This window comes from Arthrobacter sp. 147(2020), from assembly GCF_013116715.1.
Lineage (GTDB): Bacteria > Actinomycetota > Actinomycetes > Actinomycetales > Micrococcaceae > Arthrobacter_D.
In genome coordinates this window covers 41,690-67,491 of the sequence record NZ_JABFOM010000001.1, presented here as the reverse complement: position 1 = coordinate 67,491, position 25,802 = coordinate 41,690, and the positions used below count along the sequence as shown (strand labels likewise).

Here is a 25,802-nt window from a genome sequence, read left to right as displayed (position 1 = left end):
CGCATTACCCAGATCGATCCACACCGAGTGAGCGGACATCACCAATGACCACATTATTGGGGGACGTTGAGCGACCCATTGTCGAAACAGACGTAATGGTTGACGAAGGCATCACATCCGAGGACAGGACCGGCCTAACGCGTCGGGTTTTTGGGGTCTTGGTCGGTGTCGCCGTGGCTGGCACAGCGGCGGCCGGCTCTCTACTGGCAGCCGGTAGTTCGGCTGGCCCGCCAGCAGTCAAGACTTCCTTCGGCAGCGTCCGGCTGATTGAGGCTGAGCGGCAGATGAGGTTCCTGCCACAGCCCGGTCAGGGCAGCGCCAGTCCAGGTGAACTGCCCAGCCCCGCCCACCGTGGTCACGATGCGGTCAGCAACGCGGTTCAGCCACCCAACAGTACCTGGGGGGAACACCTGGCCCTCCGATTAGAGGTCCGCAACGACTCTGATCAGCCGTTACTCTTCGCGCCCGGTCAACTGCGGCTGCAGATCGGGGCGGACGGGCCGACCGTGACGAACCGGGACGCGGAACCTGTCACCGGCCCGCTGCTGGCGGGAACGGCGACTTCTTTATGGATCAGTTTTCTGGTGCCGTCCGGGGAGACGGGACTCACCGCTGATTTCACCGATTCGGGGGGCGGAGGAACCCATCTGACTCTTGAACTGCCATCGGTGCTCAACCGGCCTGGTTCGTTGGCGGTGGATCATGTCTGATCATCAGGATAACCGGGAAACTGGCTTCGCTAGCGGGGAGAAGTCCACCGAGCTTGCGGCGGCTCCCGGCCAACTTGGTCGCTGGGACTTCCTTCGATACGGGGCAGCAGCAGGTCTTGGCGCAATCGCACTGCTAAACTCCCAGCCCGCCAAAGCCACGCAGGTCAACAGGGTAGCGACGGCTCAGCCCTTCGCCGTCAGCCCGATCCCCGGTGTGCTCGACCTTTATATCAACGAAGGCTATCTGAGAATGGTTGATAGGTCATTGGTGTACCACCGTGGATTTGGAGACCGTCCTTCTAATCTGAACGACTTCAGCCCCAGCCTTGCAGTAACGCCGAAGGTGTTCACGGCTGACGGACGACTCGTGGAAAGTCGGAGCTATCCTTTGGGAGCCCCACTTCCGCCTCACGGAACGCCACAGCCCTTCGGTCCGGATCCTGCTAATCCTGGACAGTATTACATTCGCCGGAACTATTGGGCGAGTTATTACCCGCAGCGGACCATCATCGCCGAGGTGGGAGGCCGGATACGGATTCGTATCCATAATCGTCTGTCAAAACCGCATCAGTTCGTCCTCCATGGAGCCGGCCCTGATCGAAGCGACGTTGGTACCGGTTCAATCAACCCAGGTGGAACCGCCCTGCTGGAATTGGATACCCCGGCGCCGGGGACGTATATCTATGCTGACCCGACCAATGCCCCGGTCGAACGGGTATTAGGTCTCTTTGGAGTGCTGCTGGTTGTCCACCCGGAACATCAGTGGGCTATCGGGGAGGACCTCGCATCCTTCGAACGCCAATGGCTCTGGATCTGTCATGACGTTGACTCGGTCTGGGCCGGGATTGAGGCCTCCGGGGGAACCGTTGACCCTCGCGTCACCAAGGCAGTGCCTCGGTTCTTTCTCCTGAACGGGCGCAGTGGCTTCGAATCCTTGGGGATTACCACCGACGACGCGCTGAATTTGGCAAGCGAGGAAGAGACGCTGATCTCGGGTTATCCGCGGCAGCTGGACGTCCGGCAATTCGGCGAGGGCACCGAGCTGGGCACTCTGCGCGGTGGGCAGCTCGTCCGGATGGTCAACCCCGGCATCGTGTTCCATCAAATGCACTTCCACGGCAATCACCTGTGGACTGTGGGGCGCAACAACTATAACTGGCCTCGCAGAAACGGCTTTGTGGACCCCGAGGGGCACGTGGTTATTCAGCAGTGGGAGGACGTGGTCGAACTCGAGCCGATGGACCGTAAGGACTGCATCATTCCGATCAAACGGCCGCCGGACGCCATCAACCCCGTCTGGGACGCACGAACCACAGACTGGGAATATCCGATGCACTGCCACGCAGAACCATCGCAGACAGCTGCTGGCGGGTTGTACCCCGGCGGGCTGGTTGCACACTGGACGCTTAAGGCCCCGATTAAAGGAGCGGCATTGTGAGCACCCCAAGTCATCGCTTCCGCAGCCAAGTGGATTTTAGCTCAGAACAGCTGGATCTCGACCATCCCGTCACGGAGTTTCGCCAGATCCCACAGCGGTCGGTGGCGCTGGAGTTCTTTTCCCGGGATCTCAAATTCAGTGACGGAAAGATATTCACTGTCTGGAGTTTCGAATCCAATAGTTCTGGACGTAGCCTGCCGGGACCGACGCTCCGGCCCAAAGAAGGCGAAATCTTCCATGCCAAGTTCACCCCGAGCAAGGGGGCGCACACCATACATTGGCACGGCATGGAGCCTGACCCCCGCAACGACGGGGTGGGACACACCTCCTTTGAAATCGGAGGAACCTACACCTATCAATGGCAGGCCGAGCCAGGTAGGCCCGGTGACCCGAACTACGGAGCGGCGGGCACCTATTTCTATCACTGCCACGTCAATACCGTTCTGCACGCCCAGATGGGCATGTTTGGCGCATTGGTTGTGGACCCCGTGATGCACCCCAGCTATCCAGTGAGCCTTGGCGCTCGGCGGCCCTTCGTCGATGGGCCCGAGTACGACATTGCGACGGAGAGCATTCTCATTCCATACTCAGTTGACCCTCGCTGGCACAAAATGCACCATGCCGCTGGCTTGTCTGGTGAAGATGCGGGCCTGAACCGGTTTGAGCCGAAGCACTTTTACCTGCTGGGAGGCAATCTGGCCAAGAGGGGCAACACCGATGGCCGGACCTGGAGCCTCTCCTCCATTCCAGCCAATGTAGTACCGGGCGTTCGCAAGCCGACCCTCCTGCGGATTCTCAATGCCAACTATCTGCCCAACCGGATGTACTTCACTGATCCGGCGGGGAAACCGGCGAAGATCGCCGAGATCATCGCGCACGATGGACGGCCCTTTAGAGACACATCGGTGCCCGGAGCCCCATCTCTTCCCAGTGGGGCCTCAGGGAATCCACTCTTTACCAGTGTGCTGTGTTTCGGAGCAGCTGAACGTTACGACGTGATTCTGCGGCCCCCGACGGCCGGCCGGTACCAGCTCAGGGTCGAATGGGAAGATTGGATCACCGGTAAGATCCTCGCGGCGCGGACTGTACCGATCATCGCTGGCTGACCGCCCGGCGTAACCTTTTGGCCACTAAACCCCGTGTGGTCCGGCCCGTGTTCCATTGCCCGGTGATCTTCTCTAGTCTGTATTGGTGATCTTCAAAGCTGTAAGCGCAGGACGTCCCTACCCTGACCATGGTTACGTGACCCCCAAGGACTGGGCCGGCGTCGCCCCCCGCCAGGTGCGCCTGGATGAGCTGGTGACCACCAAGACCACCCTTGACCTCGAGGCGCTGTTGGCCGAGGATTCCACCTTTTTCGGTGATCTCTTCCCGCACGTGGTCCAGTGGAACGAGACCCTCTATCTGGAGGACGGTCTCCACCGCGCGGTACGGACCGCGCTGCATCAGCGGACCATCCTGCACGCCCGCGTCCTGGTGATCGATGACTGACCAGCCCCCGCACCGGCATGTGACCAAGAAGTCCAAGAAGAACCCGATCGAGTGGCACGGCCACCGGATTGTCACCGAGAACGACCTGGACAATGTGTTCGCCGACACCGGCGACGTCGAACGCCCGCACATCTACATGCGGCGGCTCCGGCACGGTGTGGTGCTCGTACTCCTGGTTGCACTGGTGGCAGCGGCAGTGTTCGTGGCGATCGGCATCAACCGTGGCGATATCCGCATCGCCGCGCTGGAACCGGATCCCGAACCCACCTACACGTGCCCCGCCGGGCCGTTCGAGGTGCAGTCGCCCTCGGCGGTCACCGTGAACCTGTACAACAGCACCACCATTTCCGGGCTGGCTGGCACGGTCGGGGAGAGCCTGCGGGAGCGGGCCTTCGTCCTCGGCGAGATCGGCAACCGGTCGGTAAACAGGGAGGGCATGACGGCGATCGTGGTGGCGGGCCCTAACGGCTACGCGAACGCGTTCACAGTGCAACGGCAGATCCCGGGGACCGTCTTCGTCGAGGACGAACGGGTCGATGCGACAGTCGACGTCGTGGTCGGCTCGGGCTACGAGGCCCTCATTCCCGAGGAGGAACTCGACGCGACAGCCGCCGGTCTGGTCTGCACCGACCCGACGACGGCTTCCGCCGAGGCGGAAGCCACGTCGGGCGCTCCAGCGTCAACCCCGGCGGCTCCCTAGCTGCAGCCGTCCGGTCCGCACGCTTCGCCGTCAGCCGACGGCGCGCCTGAACGGGAGGGGCTCACCAGGGTCAACGGGTTCGCTTCCTTCCAGGCGGTGTCGAGTGCCTCGGCGAACAGGTCGGTCGGCTGCGCGCCGGAGATCCCGTACTTCCGGTCAATCACGAAGAACGGGACGCCACTGATGCCGAGGGTCTGCGCCTCGGCGATGTCGTGCCGGACGTCGTCGGCGAACTGGTCGGAGCCCAGGGTGTCACGCACGTCCTGCTCGGCGAGGCCGATCCCGGCTCCCAGCTGCACCAGGAACTCGGTGTCGGAGGTGTCCTTGCCCTGCTCGAAGTGGGCGGACAGGATGGCTTCCTTCGCCTCATCCCCCAGGCCCTGGGACTTGGCTAGGTGCAGGAACCGGTGTGCTGTGAAGCTGTTGCCCACCACCACGTCCTCGAAGCGGAAGTCCAACCCCTCACCGGCTGCTGACGCGGACAGGCTGTCCCACATCGCGCGAACCTGGTCCTCGGGGATGCCCTTGCGCTCGGCAAGATACTGCTGCTCGGTACCGTCATAGTGGTCCGGGAGGTTCGGGTCCAGCTGGAAGCTCTTCCAGGTCACGGTGACCTTGTCCTTGTGCTCAAACCCTTCAAGGGCTTTCTCGAACCGGCGTTTCCCAACGAAACACCACGGGCACTTCACGTCTGACCAAATTTCAATCTGCATATCCGGCACAACGCGGGGGTGGCTCCGGGGTATTCCCGGGACCACCCCCGCGGTGGGCTGGCGGCTAGACGGCAGCCAGCTCCTGGCTCTCGTGCAGGTAGCGGGCGTAGGCCGGAACAGTGAGGAAAGTGGGGAACTCCTCGCCGAGCGCCACCTCTTCGAAGATGGCCCGGGCGTCATTGAACCGGTCACCGTCGAAGCGCTCCACCGCTTCGAATTCCTCCTCCAGCAGTTCAGCGACCCAGCTGTGGGTGATCAACTCGGCCTCGTCGGTGACGGCACCCGAGTAGATCCACTGCCAGATCTGCGACCGGGAGATCTCGGCCGTCGCCGCGTCCTCCATCAGGGAATTGATGGCCGCCGCCCCGTTGCCGCGCAGCCACGACTCGATGTAACGGACCCCCACCGCCAGGTTCTCGCGGATCCCGGCTTCGGTGATGACCCCCGGGGTTCCGGCGATGTGCAGCAGCGCCTTGTCATCGGGTACGACGTCGTCGCGCAGCTTCGTCAGCTGGTTCGGCTGGTCGCCGAGAACGGCGTCGAACACCTCCATGGCCACCGGAACCAGGTCAGGGTGCGCCACCCAGGAGCCGTCGAACCCGTCGTTGGCCTCCCGGGTCTTGTCTGCCCGCACCTTCTCCAGCGCTACGGCGTTGGCGGCCTCGTCGCGCCGGTTCGGAATGTTCGCTGCCATGCCGCCGATCGCGTGGGCACCCCGGCGGTGGCAGATCCGGACCAGCTGCTCGGTGTAGGACCGCATAAACGGGGCGGTCATGGTCACCATTGACCGGTCCGGCAGGACAAAACGCGGTCCCCTGGTCCTGAAGTTCTTGATTACCGAGAAGATGTAGTCCCAGCGGCCGGCGTTCAGGCCCGCGGCATGTTCTCGCAGCTCGTAGAGGATCTCCTCCATCTCGAACGCCGCGGTGATGGTTTCGATCAGGACCGTCGCGCGGATGGTGCCCTGGGGGAGTCCCAGGAGTTGCTGGGCCTGAACGAAGATGTCGTTCCACAGCCGCGCCTCCAGATGGTTCTCGATCTTCGGCAGGTAGAAGTACGGTCCCCGCCCCTGGCTGATCAGGGTGCGCGCGTTGTGGAAGAAGTACAGGCCGAAGTCCACCAGCCCGCCAGCGATCGGCGTGTTATTGATCAGGAGGTGCTTTTCGGGCAGGTGCCAGCCGCGGGGGCGGACGACGATGGTGGGCCGGTCGGCGCCCAGCCGGTACTCCTTGCCCTCCGGGGACGTGAAGTCGATCCGTCCGGCCAGCGCGTCACGCAGGTTGAGCTGCCCGTTGATGACGTTGGACCAGCTGGGGGTGGACGAGTCCTCCATGTCGGCGAGCCACACCCTGGCGCCCGAGTTCAGGGCGTTGATGGTCATCTTGCGGTCCACCGGCCCCGTGATTTCCACCCGGCGGTCCTCCAGGCCGGGGGCGATCGGCGCTACTTTCCAGCCGTCGTCGTCCCTGATGTGTTTGGTCTCCGGCAGGAAGCGCGGGTCCATGCCGTTGGAGATCCGGGCGCGGGACTGTTGCCGCAGCTGCAGCAGCTCCTGCCGCCGACTGGCGGTCGCCTGGTGCAGCCGGCGCAGGAACTCAAGGGCCTCGGGGGTGAGGATTTCGTCCTGGCGGCGCACGGCCGGCGCCGTCAAGGTAACGCCGTTGAGGGTGATCAGTTCGTTCATGGTGTGCCTCCTGGAAAAGTGGGGCCGATGACCGGGCCAACAGAACTGGCGGGCTTCCGGGTGGAAGGTGGCTATTTCTGTTGACCCGGTCAAGGGTGGGGTCAAACGGTTAGTGGAACTGCTGTGCCTCGGTGGAGCCGGCCAGGGCAAGGGTGCTGCCGGTCGGGTTGAGGGCGGTGGCCACCTGGTCGAAGTAGCCGGTTCCCACTTCACGCTGGTGTTTCGTGGCGGTGTACCCGCGGGACTCGGCAGCGAATTCCCGCTCCTGCAGTTCGACGTAAGCGCTCATGCCATTGCGGGCGTAGCCTTCGGCGAGATCGAACATCGAGTAGTTCAGGGCGTGGAAGCCCGCCAGGGTGATGAACTGGAAGGTGAAGCCCATCGCGCCGAGCTCCCGCTGGAACTTGGCGATCGTCGAATCGTCGAGGTGCTTCTTCCAGTTGAACGACGGCGAGCAGTTGTACGCCAGCATCTGGTCGGGGTGTTCCGATTTGATGCCCTCAGCGAACTTTCGCGCCAGGTCGAGGTCCGGGGTGCCGGTCTCCATCCACAGCAGGTCCGCATAGGGTGCGTAGGCCCGGCCACGGGCGATGCAGGCCTCAAGGCCATTGCGGACCTTGTAGAAACCCTCAGGGGTGCGCTCACCGGTGATGAACGGCTGGTCACGTTCGTCCACGTCCGAGGTGATCAGGGTCGCGGCTTCCGCATCGGTGCGGGCCACCACCACGGACGGTGTCCCGGCGACGTCGGCGGCCAGCCGGGCAGCGTTGAGGGTGCGGACGTGCTGCTGCGTCGGAATGAGCACCTTCCCGCCGAGGTGCCCGCACTTCTTCTCGGAGGCCAGCTGATCCTCCCAGTGGACGCCCGCGGCGCCGGCCTGGATCATCGACTTCATCAGCTCGTAGGCGTTCAGCGGGCCACCGAAACCGGCTTCAGCGTCAGCGATGATGGGAACCAGGTAGTCCTCCACCGTCTGGACGCCCTCAGCAAAGTCGATTTGGTCGGCGCGGAGCAGTGCGTTGTTGATGCGTCGCACCACAGTTGGGACTGAGTTGGCAGGGTAGAGGGACTGATCCGGGTAGGTGTGACCGGAGTTGTTGGCATCCGCCGCTACCTGCCACCCGGACAGGTAGATGGCTTTGAGGCCCGCCTTGACCTGCTGCACCGCCTGGTTGCCGGTGAGGGCGCCCAGCGAGTGAGTGTACTCACCAGTGCGCGCCTGGTCCGTGAGCTGAGTCCAGAGCTTCTCGGCGCCGCGCCGGGCCAGCGTGTGCTCTTCCTGGACACGGCCGCGGAGGCGGACGACGTCGGCCGCCGAGTAATCCCGACGGACTGACTCCCAGCGCGGGTTGGCTGCCCATTCGAGTTCCAGTTCCCGCTCCGTCGATCCCTCGGTGGCGGATGGTGTGCTCTGGTCCTGTGTCATTGCATTCTCCTTTGAATTCCCGGTGCCGCTAGTGTCTTGGGCTTCGTAAAACCAACCTTTCTCGCATTTCAAGGGGCTTTCTAGAGAAAACTCCTGGCAAGAAATGCGATTCTTGGCGTAACCTCAACAAATGACGAAGATAATGCCCACTTCCACCTGGAACCGCCCCGGACCGGACCCGTCCGGCGCGGGATCGTCGGCAGCGCCCGCGGAGCTGGACGTGATCAGTCTCGGGCGCCGGATCCGCCACCTCCGCAAAGCCAAGGGCATGACCCTCGATGACCTTGGGGCGCTGGTCGGGACGGTGGCCTCCCAGTTGTCGCTGATCGAGAACGGCAAACGGGAGCCCAAGCTGGGCATGTTGCAGGGGCTGGCTGCTGCCCTCGGCGTGGGGATCGACCAGCTGCTCGGTGCTGAACCGCCGACCCGCCGGGCCGCCCTGGAGATCGAGTTGGAGAGGGCCCAGCGGGGGCCGTTGTACGGGTCCTTGGGGTTGCCGAAGGTGCGCATCTCGTCCCGGCTGCCCATGGAGGTGCTCGAATCACTGGTGGGCCTCCAGGGCGAACTGGAGCGGCGCCTGAACGAGCAAGTCGCCACCCCGGAGGAGGCCAGGCGGGCCAACGCCGAGTTGAGGCGGGAAATGCGCCAGCAGAACAACTACTTTCCCGAGCTCGAGGCTGAAGCGCAGAAGGTCCTCGATTCGGTCGGGCACACCACCGGACCCATGTCGCAGCACCTGATCGCTGACATCGCCGCCCACCTGGGGTTCACCCTGCACCACGTGGGGGACCTACCGCACTCCACCCGGTCAGTCACCGATCTGAAGAACCGCCGGATTTACCTGACCCAGTCGCAGCGGACCGATCATGACCCGCGCTCCGTCCTGTTGCAGGCCCTGGGCCACTACGTGCTGGATCATCAGACACCCGAAAACTATCGCGAATTTCTGCGGCAGCGGGTCGCGACCAACTACTTCGCTGCGGCCCTGCTGCTCCCGGAGAAGCCAGCCGTGGAGTTCCTGCAGCGGTCCAAGGCGGCCAAGGAGATCGCCGTCGAGGACATCCGCGACGCCTTCGCGGTGTCCTACGAGACCGCCGCGCACCGGTTCACCAACCTGGCCACCGAGCATCTGGGCATTCCCACCCATTTTCAGAAGACCCATGAGAGCGGGATCATCTACAAGGCGTACGAGAACGACGGCGTCACCTTCCCCCAGGATCACACCGGGGCCATCGAGGGCCAACCGTCCTGTAAACGGTGGACCTCACGGGTGGTGTTCGAGGTGGCCGACAAGTTCCGTGCCTATAACCAGTACACCGACACCCCAAGCGGCACCTACTGGTGCACGGCGCGCACCGAGCGGTCAGCGGCCGGCGAGTTCTCGCTGAGCATCGGGGTGCCTTACGCGCATGTGAAGTGGTTTAGGGGCAGGGACACCCCCATACGGGAGAAGTCCTTTTGCCCCGACGAGTCGTGCTGTCGGCGGCCGCCGTCGTCGTTGGCAGAGAACTGGGCGGGCCACGCGTGGCCCAGCGCCCGTGCACATTCGCATCTGTTGGCTGCAATGCCGCCCGGGGCGTTCCCCGGCGTCGACGAAACCGAGGTCTACACATTTCTCGAGGCCCACTCGGGCTGAGAAGGCACTATCCCCATCTAGCTCAGGAGGCACAATGGAAACCGCTACCGCAGACCTGTACGACGAGTTTGGAGAGTCAGTTCAATCCGTCCCCATCCAGTTTCAGGACCTGGGCCTGACGAGGGCCTTCAGTGGGAGGGTCAGGACCGTGAAGTGTCATCACGACAACGTGGTGCTCAAGGCCGTCCTCTCGACCCCCGGTACGGGTGACGTCCTCGTCGTCGATGGCGGTGGCTCACTGGAGCGTGCGCTGATGGGCGACATGATCGCCAAGATTGCGCTGGAGAACGGGTGGCACGGGGTGATCATCAACGGTGCCATCAGGGACCGGGCGGTGTTGGCGAACCTCCCCCTCGGGATCAAGGCGCTTGGTAGCAACCCCCGCAAAAGCACCAAGGAGGGGGCGGGGGACGTGGATGTGCCAGTCACCATCGGCGGAGTCGTTTTCACCCCGGGCGCCACCGTCTACGCCGATGAGGACGGTATCCTCGTCCAGGAACCGGCGCCGTAGCGCACCGCCGGCCGCTGGCGCTGCGTGCGGCCTGAAGACAAAAAAGTGGTGGCCACCCGTTTCCGGGTGGCCACCACTTTTTGGTGTCTAGCGTTTGCGAACCGTGGTTACGGGTTGCAGCCGCCGTTGTCCTCGGTGTAGCGATCGAGACGCATGATGAAGCGTGCCATGGCGTCACGGGCAACCGGCTGAAGGCGCTTGTACTCGCCATCGTTGAACCCGGTCGTGATTCCGTTTTCAGCCATCCAGGAGATCTCCCGGTGGAACTGGTCGTTCACTGGAACATCCGGGAACGGTGCAACCTGAGGTGCGCTGTAGTCGGCTGCGTCCGCGATGCTGCAGTACTCGCCAGCGAAGCGGTTCATGAACGCGGCCATCGCGTCACGGTTGACGGGAGCCAACGGACGGAAGGTGCCGTCACTGTAGCCCGTCGACAGACCGGTCTCGGCCATCCACGCCATCTCCTTGTAGAACTGGGTTTCAGGGGTGATGTCAGTGAACGGGGAGGTGGTGGGCTCTGCGTAAGCAGGCTCACCGGCCAGGCGGTAGAGGAACGCCGCCATGGCATCGCGGTTGATCGACGCGAGCGGACGGTAGGTGCCATCCGTGTAACCGTCGGTCAGACCCCGGTCGGCGAGCCAGTTGATGGCTTCCTCATGCTCGTTGCCCGCAACGTCCGGGAACCGGAGCTGGTCAACCTGCATGTCGAGGATTTCATCCTTCAGCCCCGTCGCGTTCTGGTGGTGAATGAACAGCGCGCGGGCATCGGTGACGCCTTCCTGACGGACGGCGCCAATGGCTGCACCCTCGGCGGCAATGTACACCGTGTCGGGGGTGACGCCAGTGAACCACAGCTCGGGCTCGGTGACGTTGAAGTCAATCCACTCGGTCTCATCGACCGGTCCGGCGGTGTTGCCATCCTCGTCCACGTTGAACGGGCTGGCGGTGGAGACGCGGTACTGGATCGGAGCGGAAGCGCTCAGGTCCAGGCCCAGGTCAGCTACCGGAACCGGCAGGGTGACGACGTTGGTGTCGAAGGTGTTGGTGTCCACACTGCCGTCAACGCCGTTGGCGAAGTACAGGCTGTCGCCCTGGCCCAGTGAACCATCTTCGAGAACCGGTGCCACCTCGAACAGGATCATGTCCAGGTCGTCGATGCGCAGGGTGAGGACCACCATGTCAGCTTCGGTGTCGCCGTCGAGATCCAGTTCAACTGCTACCTGGCTGTTGCCGGCCAGCTGGGCCCAGTTCTGCCAGGTGCTGATACCGAGGTTCAGGTAACCATCTTCTGCCTCGCCACCGGCTGCTACAACGGCCGGAACCGTTGATGCAGCACCGACGGAGCGCAGGTCGAGGGAGTACAGGGACTCCAGCGGACGCTCCTCGGCCCGGGGGCTTTCGGCGCCAAGAACCAGCGGGGTCACCAGTGAGGCGTAGAGGGAATCCTCGCCACCCTGCAGCAGTCCGCGTCCTTCGAGAGTGATCAGGCTCTCAAGGGTTGAAGCGTTCTCGAACAGGATCTGCGATCCAGCAGAGATCTCCGAGGTGGGCTTCGGTGCCGAGTAGACGGGAACACGCAGGGTGTTCACTTCACTCGCGAACTGCACGCGGCCCGAAACGTCGGCCAGGTACTGACGGGCGACACCGAGCTGGGTTTCCTCAGCGGCGGGGTCGATCGTCTTTGCCAGCGCGGCAGGATCATCGATGGTCAGCGTGACGTCGACGGTCGCCGTGCCGTTGGCTGGAACATCGAAGGCGTTGGTGAGCGTGCCCGGGGCGAGCACCTGTGGGGTCACAGTGATCTCGGCGCCTGGCATCGTGGACGCTTCCAGGTAGGAAGCGCTGTAGCGAATCACGTCATCCGACTTGTTCTCGACGGTGATCTGCTTGGTCATGGTCATGGCTTCGCTGCCCAGTTCCAAAACACCGAAGTTCACCGAAGTCAGTGACGGCTGTTCTGTTGCGTAGGCGAGGACCGGGGTGTCGAGTGCCAATACAGCGTCGACACGTCCGGAACCCACGCGGTTCGGGGCGTACTCGACGCCATCGGCTGTCACCAGGTCGGCGATGGCCGTGTTCATGATCATCGACTTGATCTCGTACGGGTTGAAGTTGGTTTCCGCGAAGAGCAGTGCTGCGATGCCAGCCACGTGCGGGGCTGCCATCGAGGTGCCGCTCTTGACCGATGCACCGGTTCCCGTACCCACCTGGACCGAGCCAGTGGATACGCCGGGAGCTGCTACGTCGGGCTTGACGACTCCGTTGGAGCCGTGGAGGCCGCGTGAGGAGAAGGCTGCCAGCGTGTCGAGTGCGTCGGAGCTGCCACCGGCAGTTGCCTGGTACTCGGAAGCGAGGCGGACCTCAAGGGTGCCGGCTTCTGCTGCTGGTTCGAGCTGCTCGGAGAACTCGGCGTTGAACTGAACGCCTGGGATGGTGGCGTTGCCGCCGATGCCTGCGTCGAAGACCGAACGAGGCGAGTCGAGGACGATGCCTGCTCCGCCTGCGGCTTCCACGTTGTTGAAGCGAACGGTTGATCCACAAGGGAACGCGCCGTCCTCTTCCCACTGCAGCCAGACCCATTCACCGTCAAAGGTGCCCGGGGCGAAGGGATCGCAACCGAACGCATTGGCGGGGTCAGCCTTGACGACTGTGCCGGTGAGCTCTTCCTCGGAAGCGGTGGAGTAGTCGAAGTTGACGCTGTACTGGCCAGCGGCCTGCCCGACGACGTCGTCCGGAGCGAGCACGTCGGCCCGGTCCAAGGTGATCTGCGAGCCGACGCTTGCAGCGACGGTCAGGGCTGACTCGGAGCTGCCGGGGGAGCCGCCGATGTCGTAGACATCGCCGCTGTTGCCGGAGGAAACGACCGACAGGACGCCCTGGGCGGTCAGTGCGTTGACGATGTCGTTTTCAGGATCGTCATAGGCGGGGAATGCTGCGCCGAGCGACATGTTGACAACCTGTGCGCGGTCATCGAAGTTGCCGTCGCCGTTGGGGTCGAGCACGAAGTCGAGAGCTGATCCGACGACTGAGCTGGAGCCCGTGCAGCCGAAGACGCGGAGTGCGACCAGCTGGGATTCGGGAGCCGAGCCGGGGCCGATCCGCATGGCGTTGACGGCGTCGGCGTCGAGGGTGCCGTAGTCGCCGTCGAAGGTGGTTCCGTCGTCGTTCACACCGTAGCCGGAAGAGGTGCCAGCAACGTGGGAGCCGTGGCTCTGGCAGTCGAGGGGGTTGAGGTCCGGCTGAGGAATGTCATTGTTGGGGTCATCGGCGTTGTAGTCGTCGCCCACCAGGTCGTAGCCGCCCACGTACTTGGCAGCGTCGAAGAGAGCGGGATCAGGAACCAGGTCCGCCTGTGCCTGCTCGAAGGCCTCGATGGTTCCCGGTCCGCCGAAGCCGGAGTGGGTGTAGTCGAGTCCGGTGTCGAGGACGGCGATGGTAATGCCGTCGCCGGTCTGGTCGCGTGCCGTCCACGCATCAAGTGCGCGCGTGTCGATGTCCGCACCCTTGTTGGTGGTGGTCTTCGGCACGATACCGGTGATTTTCACAACGTCGGGGCGGGCAGCAAGTGCCTTGATTGCCTCGGCGTCACCCTGGATGGCAACACCCGGGATGGTGTTGGTGGTGGTGTAGAGCTGGGAGGCTGACGCCTCGGCTGCTACCTCATCTGCCTGAGCCTGGATGCCAGCCCTGATGTTCAGCACATCGCTGGTCCGATCAACCGGGGACTGGATGCCGTTGCGCACCTCTGCAGGCTGCGTCTGTTCGAAGGCGCCTTTTCCAGCGAACTGGACATAGGCCGCTGTCGGTCCCGTCCGCTCCGCCAGGTCCCTGCTGACCTTGAGGTCGGGTACTGCCTGGAGCTCGATTCCTTCGGCTGTGGCCTCACCCGATGATGGTGATTCCAGTGCCGAAGCAGGCGCCCACATGCTGGAAGCCAGGACTAGGCCGGTTAGCGAAGCCAACACAGCCTTTCCTGTATTCCGGTGGTATGACTTGCTCATACTTCTCCTTAGTGAGGCTCAGTCATGGCCACCCGCTGAGACCTTTGATTAGCTCCCCGCAAGTACTGCTGACACGGCCGTGACAGATGTGAGTGACATTCCTGGTGTGAACAAGTTGCGTCAGCAGTAGTTGAACTGTGGATGCCGGACACCCGGCCCCCTCCACCCACACCACTTTTCTGTGTAGTGGGTCACAAGTCAACGGGTAGCACACAAAAAACTTAGTTAAGTTAGGCAATTTCCTGATAATTGCCTGAGAACAGCATCACGTCACATATTTGGTGACTAAAACCGCCGGGCTAGCGGCGCAGCGCGCGGTCTTTCAACCGACGATAACGACGCCGGAGCAGGGCGACGAGGCTGGCGTCGCTGACCGACTGCTCCAGGACCTGCACGCGGTCGGCGAGGTGACGATTCGTCTCGAGGATCTGCCGCAGCAGGTCCTCCGAGTAGTTCTGCCGTTGATGCAGATGATCGAATTCCCGCTGCTGGTAGGCCGTCTGATAGAGCACCGCACCCAGGCCTGACTGGCTGACGTGCTCCTTGAGGTGGTGTTCGCGGACACTCTGATCCAGACGTTTGTGCTCGGAGTCCTCGACGATGACACTGTTGCCCAGATCCCCGATCGCCTCCCGGCGCTGGTTCCAGTAGGCCAGCGGATCCCCGTCGATAAATCCGAGGGTGTGTTGCTGGAGGAGGCGGAGCTGGAACTCCCAGTCACCGACCACCGAGAGGGATTCGTTGTAATAGCCGATCTGGTCGTGAATGGCGCGGCGGTACAACACCGAAATGGGAACGCAGCGGTTGTGCCGGATGGTGTCGAAAAGAGTGACCGCCTTCAGATCGGGCTGGAAAATTTCCCGGCTGACCTCCTCGATGGTCCCGTCGGTGATCCGCTCGAACACGATCTCTGTGCGCACTGCGACGCCCGCGTCATCGTGCCGGGCCAGGTAGGCGAGGGTGCGCTCAAGGAACGTCGGGTGCCACTCGTCGTCGTCGTCGTGAATGGCGATGTACTCGGAGTCCGACGCCCGGATACCGGCGTTGGAGGCAGCCTCCATCCCCAGGGACGTGTCGTGGTGGATGACCTGCACCCGGTCGCCGAGCCGTGCGCGGTACCGTTCCACGACCGGGTCCACTTCGGAGCGGTCCCCGCCGTCATTGACGACGACGACGGTCCAGTCAGTGACCGTCTGCTGGAGGACGTCCCGCAGGGCTCGGTCCAGCAGCAGCGAACGGTTGCGGGACCGCATGATGATGGCTACTGATGGCGGGGGTGAAGTCGGCACTGACGGTCCTTAGGGGTTCCGGCGCGGGCGCAGCCGCGTTCGTAATGAGGCGAGCTTGCGGACCAGGGCGAAGCTGCTGGAGTTGAACCAGCCCTGCAGTTCGGCCCGGGCGGCGGATGCCTGGCCCTCGAGGTCCTCGGTGGCCTTCCGCAGTTCTCCGAGCTCGGCGGACATGGGGAGGAAGACCACCCGGGCGGCGTCGGCGTCAGCCGCCCAGGACCCGTCCGCCAGCAGTCGGGGCGCTGGGGCTGGCGTCGGGGCTTCGACTGGCGTTCCCTGCAGGGCCCGGACAACCAGATCCCACCAGGCGGCGGAGTCCGCTACCTTCCGGGGACGGAGGGAATGCACGTGGGTGGCGGTCTCGTCGCGGCGTTCCCACACCTCGCGGATGGCTGCCCCGAGAGATCCGGCCAGGAGGGATGGCAACGGCAGCGTGAAGTCGCCCAGACCCCAGTTGGCCATCGCCCCGCGCAGCCGGACATCGCTGTACTCGTCGAGCGACAGGGCGACTGTCGGAACGCCGCCGTCGAGCGCAAATACCACCGGGTGGTAGCGGGAGGTGATGACCAGCGCCGCCCGAGCGGTCATTGCTGCCGTGTCGCGGGCGGACGCGATGTGCCTCGACTCGACCCGGGCGGTCATTGCCGCCGCGATCTCGGCGTGCAGGGTTTCGTCGACACCGCCCTCGCCCTCCACTGCCATATGGGGCAGCAGCAGGACGGGCAACCCGGAAAGCTCAGCGGCATCGTCAAGGGTCTTCGCCGCCGCGGCCACGAACTGATCGCGTGGGCACGCTCCGGTGCTTCCCGAAAAGGTCCCCACCAGGTAGGAGCCAGCTGCCGGCACGGAGTCAGCTGTGGCTGGGGCTGAAGTCCCAGGGGCTGGTGCGGCGTCGGCCGTGGTGTCCAAGGACGTGCTGGCGAGGAATGACGCGTCATCGAGGCAGGGGACCACCGCAGGGCCCGCGAGGGTGCGGCCCAGAGTCAGCGAACTGTCCTCCCGTGCACCCACCAGCGCGGCGCGGGAAAGCATGCGTGCCGCGACGTCGCGGTCGGCACCGTAGAGGAGGGGACCGATGGTCTGGCCAGCAATCAGCACGGTCTTTCCCAGGTGGTGGGCAATCTCGACGACCGCCGCCCGCTCGTACAGAAGCCAGCCGTACACCGAGTTCATGTTGCCCCCGCCAGCGATCAGCACGGCATCGCAGCCGCGGAGCGTCTCGATGAGGGGGTGCACCTGGTCGTCAGGGGCGAGACCGTGCGCCTCGCCCGCCAGGAAGGACCGGATGTCGGCCAGGTATCGCTGGTAGTCCGCGTACGGCCACGGGAATTCGATCGTCGGGGCGGCGTCGGTACCGAACCGCGCGGTGGTGTCCTCGACGTTCCGGCTCAGCAGCACAACGTCGTTGACGCCCCGGGCGGCGAGTTCGTCCACGGCGGCATGGGTCATCGCGTCATCGCCTACATGGTAGACGTGCTGTCCGATGTCGCCCAGGATGGCAACCCTCATGCGGAGGTCCCGGCGGCGCCGCCCTGCCAGACGGCGTCGAATGGTGCGTGCGAGGAGAGCCGGTTCTGGATGGCCCTGGTGACAAACGCTTTGGCGGTGCGGGCGGCGTCCAGCGGGGTGGCGCCCTTGGACAGTTCTGCGGCGATGGCCGCAGCGAGGGTGCAGCCCGCGCCGCTCACCGCCACCTCGCCCACCTTCGGGGCGCTCAGCAGTTCGAGGGTGGTGCCGTCGTAGAACACGTCGACGGCGTTCTCGCCTTCCAACCGGATGCCGCCCTTGGCGACAACGACCGCGCCGCTGAGCTGGTGAATCCGTTTGGCCGCCTCTTGCAGATCCTCAATGCTGTTGATGGACATGCCGGAGAGCGATTCGGCTTCGAAGTGGTTGGGGGTGACAACACTCGCCAGGGGGAGGATGTGTGCCTTCAGCGCCTGATCAGTGTCGAGTGCGGCACCCGGCTCCTGCCCTTTGCAGATCAGCACCGGGTCGAGCACGATGTTCCGCCACGGCTGCGACTTCAGCGCCGTGGCGACGGTGTCGATGGTGGCCGGGGTGCCGAGCATCCCGATCTTGACGGTCTCCAGCGGGTAACAGGTCTGCACCGCTTCCAGCTGGTCGGCGATGACCTGTGGCTCCACCGGGACGAACCGGTGATTCCAGTTGTCCTTGGGATCGAACGACACAATGCAGGTCAGGGCTGCGACGCCGTACACCCCCAGCTCCTGGAAGGTCTTCAGATCTGCCTGGGCTCCGGCGCCGCCGGTGGCTTCGGATCCGGCGATGGTGAGCGTCACGGCTGGGGCAGGGAAAGTTTTGGACATTTGTACAGTCTGCCCATTTTCTGTCGGGGCGGCCAGTTCGGGGCGCTTCAGCAGACCGTGGCAGAATTGAACTGTCCGGGGGCAGCCGGGCATCAGTGCTAATACAGCGGACCTATAAAGCGTCCGCGAACCACTTCGATGAATGAGATGACGTTGACTCAACTGCAGGAAAAAACCCGCGCCAAATTTGCCTCCTCCGGGAGTACCTACTTCGCCATCATGCTGGCAGCGCTCGCCGTCCTCGTGATTCTGTCCAACATCGGAGCGTCCAAGGGCGTGGTGATCGGTCCGATCGTGGGTGATTTCAGCATCATCACCGATGGCGGGTTCTTCCTCTTCCCGCTGGCCTACATCCTGGGCGATGTGATCAGTGAGGTGTACGGGTTCAAGGCCGCACGCCTGGCAATCATCGTGACGTTCGTCCTGTCGGCCTTCGCGTCGCTCTGCTACCTGATCATCATCGCGCTTCCCGGATTTGACGACGACTTCGGCACCTCAAAGCAGGCCGCCCTTGAGGGCGCGCTCGGACCAGTGCCGCTGATTGTCCTGGCCTCACTACTCGCCTTCGCTGTGGGGCAAACCCTCAACGCCTGGGTGCTGGTCCGGATGAAAGCCCGGTTCGGTGAGCGGGGCCTGGTGGGCCGCCTGCTCGGTTCGACGGTGGTCGGCGAGTTCGCCGACACCCTGATCTTCTGCGCCATTGCCGCGTCGGTCATCGGCATCACCACCTTCGGCGGGTTCCTGAACTACCTGCTGTTCGGCTTCCTGTACAAGACCCTGATCGAGGTCCTGTTTGTTCCAGTCACCGCGATGGTGATCCGCTGGATCAAACGGCGCGAACCGAGCTACGCCGCGTCCTGACCTGCCACCCATCAAGGGCAGCGCCGCCGGAAAAGTGCCGGAAAAGTGCCGGAGCCGCAGACGAGTGGTGGGGCGGCCACTCGTCTGCGGGTCAAGCACTTTTCCGGTGGAGCTGGCTGGCCCGCTGCAGGGCGGAGGCAATCCGTCGCCTGAGTTCGGCCTCCCTAAACAGGTCGCCCCATTCAATGCGAATGAACTGCCAGCCGTCCTCCATCAGCGCCTTCTCCCGGCGGCGCTCCTCGAAGAGCACCTGGTTGGTCGGCGCGTACGCGAAGTATTTGATCCGGCCGTCGAACTCGAGGGCCAGGAGTAACTGGCGCCAGGCAAAGTCCAGCCGATGGTCGCCATGCCTGGTTCGGACCTGTACCTGCAACCTGACCAGGTCTCCCGACCGGACCAGCCGCGCCACCTGCCGACCGCTGATCAACCGGTCAGCGAGTTCCGCGGTGGTCCAGGGAGTCTCGGATTCCGTTAGCCAGAGTGGGCACTGGGTGTTCATGCAGCCAGCATGCGCCGGTCCTGATCCGAGTGGTCCGACCGGTCCCGGAATGTGGACAACTCTGCGGGATCGGTGGCTGTGGAGGACGAGTGGGCCGCGTCCGTGCCGTCGGAAGGCTCACGGCGGGGCGGTTGTCCGCGGAGAAAAGTGCAGCCCGTGCAGGATTGCCGTTGCCTGCCCACTTTTCTGCACGCCGACCACTTTCCTGGGGCGGAGCCTGCACGCCGACCACTCTCCTGGGGCGGAGCCTGCAGCTAGGCGTAGTAGCGGCCCAGTACTTCCGCCTTGAAGTCGAAGAAGGTGCCGTCCTCGATGGCGTCGCGGGCGTCGTCAACCAGCTTCACGATGAAGCGTTCGTTGTGGATAGAGATGAGGGTGGCCGAGACCATTTCCTTGGCCTTGAACAGGTGGTGGATGTAGGCGCGGGTGTAGTTGGTGCAGGTGTAGCAATCGCACCCGTCCACCAGTGGGGTGAAGTCCTTCTTGAAGCGGGCATTGGACAGGTTCCACCGTCCGTCGGGAGTGTAGAACGCCGAGTTGCGGGCGACGCGGGTGGGGGAGACGCAGTCGAAGGTGTCGGCGCCGTTCTCGATCCCCGTGAAGAGGTCATCCGGCTCCGAGATCCCGAGCAGGTGCCGCGGCTTGTTTTCCGGCAGTTCGTCAGCGCACCAACCGAGGATCGTCCCCAGGTTTTCCTTCTCCAGGGCTCCGCCGATGCCGAACCCGTCGAAGTTCATGCCACCAAGGTCGCGGGAGGCCTTCCGGCGAAGATCCTCATACTGGGCGCCCTGGATGACGCCGAACAGCGCCTGGTACGGCTTCCCGACACGCTCTTCGGTCAACCGGTCGTGTTCGGCCAGGCAGCGCTCGGCCCACAGGCGGGTGCGCTCCAGGGATTCCTCCTGGTAGCCACGGGAGTTCATCAGGGTGGTGAGCTCATCGAACGCGAACATGATGTCGGCGCCGAGCTGGTGTTGTACCTGCATCGAAATCTCGGGGGTGAACCGGTGCCGGTCTCCGTTGAGGTGGGACTTGAACCACACGCCGTCGTCGTCAATGTGGGCGAGGCGCTCCTTCCCGGCGGCCACCGCATGGTCGGAACTGCCGGCGTCGGCGACGTTCATGGTGATCACCTTTTTGAACCCCGAGCCAAGGCTCATCACCTGGAAACCACCGGAGTCGGTGAACGTGGGCCCGTCCCAGTTCATGAAGCGGCCCAGTCCGCCCGCCTCGTCAAGGACTTCCGGACCGGGCTGCAGGTACAGATGGTAGGCGTTCGCCAGCAGGGCCTGCGCGCCGAGGTCCTTCATGGACTCGGGGAGTACCGCCTTGACTGAAGCCTTGGTGCCAACGGCGATGAACGCGGGTGTGCGTATTTCCCCGTGAGGGGTGGTGATGGTGCCCGTGCGTCCGTGCAGCAGTCCGCCGGTGGGGTCGCTCAGGCGCTGGTCGACGGTGAAGGAGAACGAGGATTGCTGCGTATCAGTTGGCACCAACCCATTTTGCCAGCATTTACGGGGCCGCCTTGCCCCTGCGGACGAGGGTGGAGGTGACCAGCGGGTCGGCGTTGGGGTAGTGGTCGCGACGCACGGCTTCCCATCCGTCCCAAACCTCGTGCAGGGCCTTGGCGCCCAGCTCGTAGGTTGAAGCGATCACCATGGCCGAAGGTTCGTCACGGACGCCGTCGGTCAGCGGCTGCTCGGCAAGGATCAGGAGCCCGTCACCGTGCTCGGCGTACTGCGCGACGGTGAGCCCGAGCTGGCGTTCTGTCCTGAACCACACCCTGCCGGTGAGTTCCTGCCCGCCGGGCAGGGTCAGGGCGTAGGAGTCGCCGGGGTCACCCACAGCGGCGGCCCCCACCCGATCCGCGATGGCCAGCCCGTCAGCGGGGCTTCCGGAGAAGAAGGCGGTGTGACGGTTGGTGTTGGGGTGGCGTTCCAACGCGAACCGCAGCTGCTGAAGGAAGGAGATCCAGCCCTCGGTGATGTCCTCGTACCAGTCCGACAGGTCCGACCCGGGTTCTGGCTGGCCCCGTTCAAGGGTCACCTCGGTGCCGTCCGGGCCGGGCGTCAACCGGAAGGTGTCGCCGTCCTCAAGGGTCAGCGAGAGGTGGTCGGGGCCCTCAGCGACACCGGGCGAGAAGTAGATGAGCCGGATTTCCTCCGCCAGGCCGTCGTAGTCCCAGCCGTGCCACTGAGCGACTTTCGCCGGTTCGCGGAGCATTACCCAGACCTGGCGGGCATCCGCGTTGATGTGGACACTCAGCGGATTGGCGCCGCTACCGGAATCGGTGTCGACGCCCGCTGCGGGGGCTGATGAGTGATTCATGGCGTCACTCTACTCCCGCGGGTGTTACCGCTCCAGAGCGAAAAAAGCCTACAGTGCGCGGATTGCGACCAGTTCGTTGTGGATCCGTCGGGCCAGCTCATCGGCGGTCAACGTCTCCGACCCGCCGTGCGAGCGCAGGTACAGGAGGACGGTGAGGCGAACCACCCGCCAGTCCTTCTCGGCCTTTGTGTCACCGGCCGCAGCGGCCCGGTTGATCTCCGGATCGTAGAGGTTCGGCGCGTTGAGCTGGCGCTGCCGGACGGCGGCCGCGAGCTTGGCCTTCAGCGGATCGGTTTCGGCGTCGTCGGCGGTCCGCAGCGACGCCGAGTAGGCGTCTGCGCGGTCCGCGTCGCCGTCGTCGAAGGCCAGATAGGACGCAAGCGCGAGCGCTCCCTCAATCCACTTCCAGCGGCCGAAGTTGCCGTCGAAGGGCAGCTCGGTGAGCAGGTCGCAGACCCGCCGGGCGTTGGCGGCGTCAGCGAAATCCACCAGGAGGCTCAACGCGAGGTCGTGCACGTCCTGAAGGTTGCTCCCCGACTTGAAGTTCATTCCGCGGGTGAGGCGTTCAGCAATGCCCTGCAGGTGCTCGCTTTCGGGATGCACCGACACGACATGCGCGATAACGGCCTCGGGTGTGCCGTCCTGGGCAGGGATGGACCCGGCGGCGACCTCACGCTCGTCGACGGCAACCTGCACCTGCGACCCCGTGGCTATCCGCAGGGTCTGTCCTGAATCGAGCGTTGCGACGACGACAGCGGGGGTTCCGTAGTCATCAGTCTCGATGACGGTTTCGACCACTTCGGCCGCCTCTGTGCCCGCGGGACCAATGATGTGGTGACCGGCGGCGACGGCCTCGGCGTTGAGCCGACGCACCCGCGTCGGTTTCCGGGATTCGATCACCGCCTAGCGTCCCCAACCGGCGTAGGCCAGTGCCTGCCGGAGCAGCCCGCCGCGTCCGCCGGAGAACTCGGCCTGCACCCCGGGGCTTAGCGCCTCATCGGGGGTCATCCAGGAGAGCTCGAGTGCGTCCTGCCGTGGCTGACATTCGCCGGTGACGGGAATCAGGTAGGCGAGGGCGACGGCGTGCTGTCGGTCGTCGGTCATCCCGGTTTCGGACGGCGACGGGAAATACTCGGCGACAGTGAAGGGGACCGGGCACGGCGGCAGCTGCGGGAGGGCAAACGGGCCCAGGTCCTTCTCCAGATGGCGGACCAGGGCGGCGCGGATGGTCTCCCGATACATGACCCGGCCGGAGACGAACGTCCTGACCATCTCGCCCTGGTCGTTGGCCTGCAGCAGCAGGCCCACCTCGGTCACATAGCCGAGTGAGTCGCAGCGCACCGGAATGGCCTCCACGTACACCATGGGCAGGCGGCGGCGGGCTTCGTAGAGGTCATCTTCCGAAAGCCACCCGGGATTGGGGTCTGGGGTGCGAACGTTCATACCTTTGTTTTATAGCAGACACGGGCGCGACGGCGGACGGCGCGCTGCGCTTCGGCCATTGGCTGAATCTGGTGACACGTCCGCAACCTCCCGCAGCAGGGTGCCTCGGGGTGCTGGCGGGGCCATCGCCGGGTTAGCCCGGCGCGCATCGCCTCAGCCCCGTGACCTTGGCTGCGACCCCGCCTTAACCTCGGGTATTGCCTCAGTGCCAGGCCTCGACACCGTGGTCATCCATTGGGCGTTCGACCACACGGACCTGCTGGCCGGCGCCGAGCTCAACGGTCAGCTGGCGGTCGCCGCCGGTGACCCGCCCGGTCACGTCAGCCGCCGCGACCCTCTCGCCCAGCACTGCCAGATCCCCCGCGTACTCAAAGACCACCTCGAACCCCTGACGCGGTCCCTGCCGAACGGCCACCACACCGCCATTTTTCGCCAGGAAGTCCACGGCCCCGGCGGCAGGGGTGCCGGCCCGCACCCGCGCCCCGATATTGCCGAGTACCTCGGCGGCGCCAGCGGTGTCCGGCGTACGCCAGATTGTCACCACGGTCAGCGCCGGGTCGGGGCCGGCGGGAAGTTGCCGCTCGCCCAGCCCGGCATGGAAGGAAAGCGAGGGCGCTGATACCTGGACCTTCGCGACGCCGTCGGGATCGTTGACTACCTCCGCCGGGGTGCCGCTCGCGCGGGTGCGCTGGGCGAAGACGTTGAGGTCCCCCACTTCGAATTCCAGGGTCACCGGTTCCCCGCCAGGCCCGGATGGGCAGAGGGTGATCCGCCCGCCGCCGGCATCGAGCACCAGTCGCCCGCCCACTTGGGAGGCCGGGGCCAGCCCGAGAGCGACAAGACCGGCGCCCAGCTGCCCTGGATCAGGGGTATGGAGGAGGGGGTGGACCCGCAGCATCAGTTGTTCTCCAGGTTCGTGGGTAGGGATGAGCACAGGGGTTTACAGTAGCCCCATGAAGGCCGAACTGCCCGAACTGCTGGTGCCCAATACTGACGCGTGGAAGGCCTGGCTGGACGCCAACCACTCCACCTCGGGCGGTGTCTGGCTGATCCTGCACAAGAAGGGCGGGTCGGTCACCGAGCTCACTTACGCAGCCGCCCTCGATGAGGCGCTCTGTGTGGGCTGGATTGACGGTCAGGCCCGCCGGCGCGACGACGAAAGCACCTTCCAGCGGTTCACGCCCCGGGGTCCGCGCAGTATCTGGTCGCTGCGCAACATTGGGTACATCGAACGGCTGACCGCTGAGGGACGGATGAGGGAGGCCGGGCTCGACGCCGTCGCCGCGGCGAAAGCGGACGGGCGGTGGGAACGGGCCTACGCCGGTCCGGCGTCGGCGGAGGTTCCCGCCGACCTGGCGGAGGCAATTGCCGCTGACCCTGACGCGCAGGCGATGTTCAACGTCCTGACCTCCCAGAACCGGTACGCGATGATTTTCCGGCTCGGCCAGCTCAAGACCGAGGCGGCGAGGGAGCGGAACATTGCGAAGTTCGTGGCGATGCTGGCCCGTCACGAGACGCTCTACCCGCAGCGGAAGGCGCCCTGAATCCTCCACAACGCTCCAGAATAATTACGTCACATTTCCGTGACTAATTCGACATCTCAGCGGTGTAAGGTGATCCTTAGTTCCCATCTAAGTTCACCCCTGGAGACCAACCCCATGACCAACAGATTTGCCGCCGTCGCGGCCGGTGCCACCATCCTCGCCCTCGTCGGCTGCGGATCGACCACCGAACCTGCCGCCGAATCCGACACCTCGCCCGCCGCCACCGAGCTGGAGAGCGACAACACGTTCACCCTCTACTCGGGGCGGGACGAGGCGCTGATTCAGCCACTCATCGATCAGTTCGAAGCCAGCAGCGGCATCGAGGTCGACGTGCGCTACGGGAACACCGCCGAACTGGGTGCCCTCCTGCTGGAGGAGGGGGAACAGACCCCCGCCCAGGTGTTCCTCTCCCAGGACGCCGGAGCGCTCGGCGCGCTCAGCAGTGCGGGCCTGTTCACCACCCTGCCCGAGGACGTGACCGCTGCCGTCCCCGCCGGATTCACCTCGACCGACGACAGCTGGGTGGGAGTCACGGGCCGGGCCCGCGTCATCGTGTACGACGGCGAGGCGCTGGGGGCCGACGACGTCCCGGTCACCGTGGATGAGCTGACCGATCCCGAATGGTCCGGCCGGGTAGGCTTCGCACCCTCCAATGCGAGCTTCCAGGCCTTCATCACCGCTTACCGGGTGTTGAAGGGCGAGGAAGCCGCCGATGAGTGGGTAGCGGCGTTGGCCGCGAACGACCCGCAGATCTTCGAGAACAACGGCGCCGTCCTGACCGCAGTAAACGAGGGAGTAGTCGAGACCGGGCTGATCAACCACTACTACTGGTTCCGCCAGGCCGCCGAAACCGGGGAAGAGAACATGCGCGCGCAGCTGTCCTACCCTGAGGCTGGCGACCCCGGATCGATCGTCAACGTGACCGGCGCGGGGATCCTCTCCAACGCCGGGCAGGACGCCGACGCCCTGGAGTTCGTCGAATTCCTCGTCTCCGCCGACGCCCAGCAGTACTTCGTGGAGGAGACCTTCGAGTACCCTCTGGCCGAAGGAGCCGAAGCACCCGAAGGGCTGCCCGCACTGGATTCGCTGGTCAACCCGGACCTGGACCTGTCGGACCTCGAATCGCTTGAGCAGACCCAGGAGCTGCTCAGCAAGCATGGACTGATCTGATCCTGATCAGGTACCGGCAGCAGGCGAC

The 25,802-nt window shown here is 64.6% G+C and carries 23 protein-coding genes; 10 read left to right on the top strand and 13 right to left on the bottom strand.

Going from position 1 to position 25,802, the window contains the following annotated elements; all coding sequences use genetic code 11:
- Nucleotides 1–44 precede the first annotated feature (44 nt).
- From HMI58_RS00290 to HMI58_RS00270, 5 genes are all read left to right on the top strand, one after another.
- The gene (locus tag HMI58_RS00290) at nucleotides 45–710 is read left to right on the top strand and encodes a hypothetical protein (protein WP_225667805.1); all 666 of its coding nucleotides are present in this window, start codon (nucleotides 45–47) and stop codon (nucleotides 708–710) included.
- Nucleotides 703–2,148, top strand: coding sequence for a multicopper oxidase domain-containing protein (locus HMI58_RS00285; RefSeq protein WP_171617763.1), 1,446 nt, complete (start codon nucleotides 703–705; stop codon nucleotides 2,146–2,148). The genes HMI58_RS00290 and HMI58_RS00285 overlap by 8 nt, the downstream gene beginning before the upstream one ends.
- The gene (locus HMI58_RS00280; protein WP_318779093.1) at nucleotides 2,145–3,254 is read left to right on the top strand and encodes a multicopper oxidase domain-containing protein; all 1,110 of its coding nucleotides are present in this window, start codon (nucleotides 2,145–2,147) and stop codon (nucleotides 3,252–3,254) included. The genes HMI58_RS00285 and HMI58_RS00280 overlap by 4 nt, the downstream gene beginning before the upstream one ends.
- Before the next feature lie 85 nt (nucleotides 3,255–3,339).
- Entirely contained in the window at nucleotides 3,340–3,639 is a 300-nt protein-coding gene (locus HMI58_RS00275; protein WP_171586211.1) for a type II toxin-antitoxin system VapB family antitoxin, read from the top strand.
- Nucleotides 3,632–4,339, top strand: a complete 708-nt coding sequence (locus HMI58_RS00270; protein ID WP_171586210.1) for a LytR C-terminal domain-containing protein — start codon at nucleotides 3,632–3,634, stop codon at nucleotides 4,337–4,339. The genes HMI58_RS00275 and HMI58_RS00270 overlap by 8 nt, the downstream gene beginning before the upstream one ends.
- On the opposite strand, the gene HMI58_RS00265 is transcribed toward HMI58_RS00270, so the two are convergent.
- The 3 genes from HMI58_RS00265 to aceA all read right to left on the bottom strand — a co-directional run bounded on the left by HMI58_RS00265 (nucleotide 4,336) and on the right by aceA (nucleotide 8,162).
- Entirely contained in the window at nucleotides 4,336–5,052 is a 717-nt protein-coding gene (locus HMI58_RS00265; protein WP_171617762.1) for a DsbA family oxidoreductase, read from the bottom strand. The two genes, HMI58_RS00270 and HMI58_RS00265, sit on opposite strands and share 4 nt — an antisense overlap.
- 64 nt (nucleotides 5,053–5,116) lie before the next feature.
- Nucleotides 5,117–6,736, bottom strand: a complete 1,620-nt coding sequence (gene aceB, locus HMI58_RS00260; protein WP_171586208.1) for a malate synthase A — start codon at nucleotides 6,734–6,736, stop codon at nucleotides 5,117–5,119.
- Between the two features lie 109 nt (nucleotides 6,737–6,845).
- Nucleotides 6,846–8,162: an isocitrate lyase gene (gene aceA / locus HMI58_RS00255; protein ID WP_171586207.1), complete on the bottom strand. Its 1,317-nt coding sequence runs from the start codon at nucleotides 8,160–8,162 to the stop codon at nucleotides 6,846–6,848.
- A 142-nt stretch (nucleotides 8,163–8,304) separates the two neighbouring features.
- Here aceA and HMI58_RS00250 point away from each other — a divergent pair, with 142 nt between their 5' ends.
- Nucleotides 8,305–9,798 (top strand): helix-turn-helix domain-containing protein, encoded by a 1,494-nt coding sequence (locus tag HMI58_RS00250; RefSeq protein ID WP_171617984.1) that lies wholly within the window; start codon nucleotides 8,305–8,307, stop codon nucleotides 9,796–9,798.
- A 34-nt stretch (nucleotides 9,799–9,832) separates the two neighbouring features.
- Entirely contained in the window at nucleotides 9,833–10,309 is a 477-nt protein-coding gene (gene rraA / locus HMI58_RS00245; RefSeq protein WP_171617761.1) for a ribonuclease E activity regulator RraA, read from the top strand.
- Between the two features lie 107 nt (nucleotides 10,310–10,416).
- On the opposite strand, the gene HMI58_RS00240 is transcribed toward rraA, so the two are convergent.
- The 4 genes from HMI58_RS00240 to thiD form a co-directional block, all read right to left on the bottom strand.
- Nucleotides 10,417–14,310: a S8 family serine peptidase gene (locus tag HMI58_RS00240; protein WP_171617760.1), complete on the bottom strand. Its 3,894-nt coding sequence runs from the start codon at nucleotides 14,308–14,310 to the stop codon at nucleotides 10,417–10,419.
- A 299-nt stretch (nucleotides 14,311–14,609) separates the two neighbouring features.
- Nucleotides 14,610–15,599, bottom strand: coding sequence for a glycosyltransferase family 2 protein (locus tag HMI58_RS00235; RefSeq protein WP_171617759.1), 990 nt, complete (start codon nucleotides 15,597–15,599; stop codon nucleotides 14,610–14,612).
- 9 nt (nucleotides 15,600–15,608) lie between these two features.
- Nucleotides 15,609–17,108, bottom strand: coding sequence for a polysaccharide pyruvyl transferase family protein (locus tag HMI58_RS00230; protein ID WP_171617758.1), 1,500 nt, complete (start codon nucleotides 17,106–17,108; stop codon nucleotides 15,609–15,611).
- Entirely contained in the window at nucleotides 17,105–17,929 is an 825-nt protein-coding gene (gene thiD / locus HMI58_RS00225) for a bifunctional hydroxymethylpyrimidine kinase/phosphomethylpyrimidine kinase (protein WP_171586202.1), read from the bottom strand. Before thiD ends, HMI58_RS00230 begins: the two co-directional genes overlap by 4 nt.
- A gap of 147 nt (nucleotides 17,930–18,076) precedes the next feature.
- Here thiD and HMI58_RS00220 point away from each other — a divergent pair, with 147 nt between their 5' ends.
- A complete protein-coding gene (locus HMI58_RS00220; protein WP_171586201.1) occupies nucleotides 18,077–18,790 on the top strand; it encodes a queuosine precursor transporter in 714 nt (237 codons plus the stop codon).
- A 91-nt stretch (nucleotides 18,791–18,881) separates the two neighbouring features.
- Here HMI58_RS00220 and HMI58_RS00215 read toward each other — a convergent pair whose 3' ends face one another.
- From HMI58_RS00215 to HMI58_RS00190, 6 genes are all read right to left on the bottom strand, one after another.
- Nucleotides 18,882–19,289, bottom strand: a complete 408-nt coding sequence (locus HMI58_RS00215; protein ID WP_192476219.1) for a hypothetical protein — start codon at nucleotides 19,287–19,289, stop codon at nucleotides 18,882–18,884.
- Between the two features lie 254 nt (nucleotides 19,290–19,543).
- Nucleotides 19,544–20,782, bottom strand: a complete 1,239-nt coding sequence (gene tgt, locus HMI58_RS00210; RefSeq protein ID WP_171617757.1) for a tRNA guanosine(34) transglycosylase Tgt — start codon at nucleotides 20,780–20,782, stop codon at nucleotides 19,544–19,546.
- A gap of 19 nt (nucleotides 20,783–20,801) precedes the next feature.
- On the bottom strand, nucleotides 20,802–21,617 hold the full coding sequence (locus tag HMI58_RS00205) for an SRPBCC domain-containing protein (RefSeq protein WP_171617756.1): 816 nt from the start codon (nucleotides 21,615–21,617) through the stop codon (nucleotides 20,802–20,804).
- 48 nt (nucleotides 21,618–21,665) lie between these two features.
- Nucleotides 21,666–22,517: a DUF6707 family protein gene (locus HMI58_RS00200; RefSeq protein ID WP_171617755.1), complete on the bottom strand. Its 852-nt coding sequence runs from the start codon at nucleotides 22,515–22,517 to the stop codon at nucleotides 21,666–21,668.
- 3 nt (nucleotides 22,518–22,520) lie between these two features.
- Nucleotides 22,521–23,060: an NUDIX hydrolase family protein gene (locus tag HMI58_RS00195; protein ID WP_171586197.1), complete on the bottom strand. Its 540-nt coding sequence runs from the start codon at nucleotides 23,058–23,060 to the stop codon at nucleotides 22,521–22,523.
- A gap of 202 nt (nucleotides 23,061–23,262) precedes the next feature.
- The gene (locus tag HMI58_RS00190) at nucleotides 23,263–23,994 is read right to left on the bottom strand and encodes a VOC family protein (protein WP_171617754.1); all 732 of its coding nucleotides are present in this window, start codon (nucleotides 23,992–23,994) and stop codon (nucleotides 23,263–23,265) included.
- Nucleotides 23,995–24,013: 19 nt separating this feature from the next.
- On the opposite strand from HMI58_RS00190, the gene HMI58_RS00185 reads away from it, so the two are divergent.
- Both HMI58_RS00185 and HMI58_RS00180 read left to right on the top strand, forming a co-directional pair.
- Complete coding sequence (locus tag HMI58_RS00185; protein ID WP_171586195.1) at nucleotides 24,014–24,604, top strand: YdeI/OmpD-associated family protein; 591 nt, start codon at nucleotides 24,014–24,016, stop codon at nucleotides 24,602–24,604.
- Nucleotides 24,605–24,718: 114 nt separating this feature from the next.
- On the top strand, nucleotides 24,719–25,774 hold the full coding sequence (locus HMI58_RS00180; protein WP_171586194.1) for an iron ABC transporter substrate-binding protein: 1,056 nt from the start codon (nucleotides 24,719–24,721) through the stop codon (nucleotides 25,772–25,774).
- Nucleotides 25,775–25,802 lie beyond the last annotated feature (28 nt).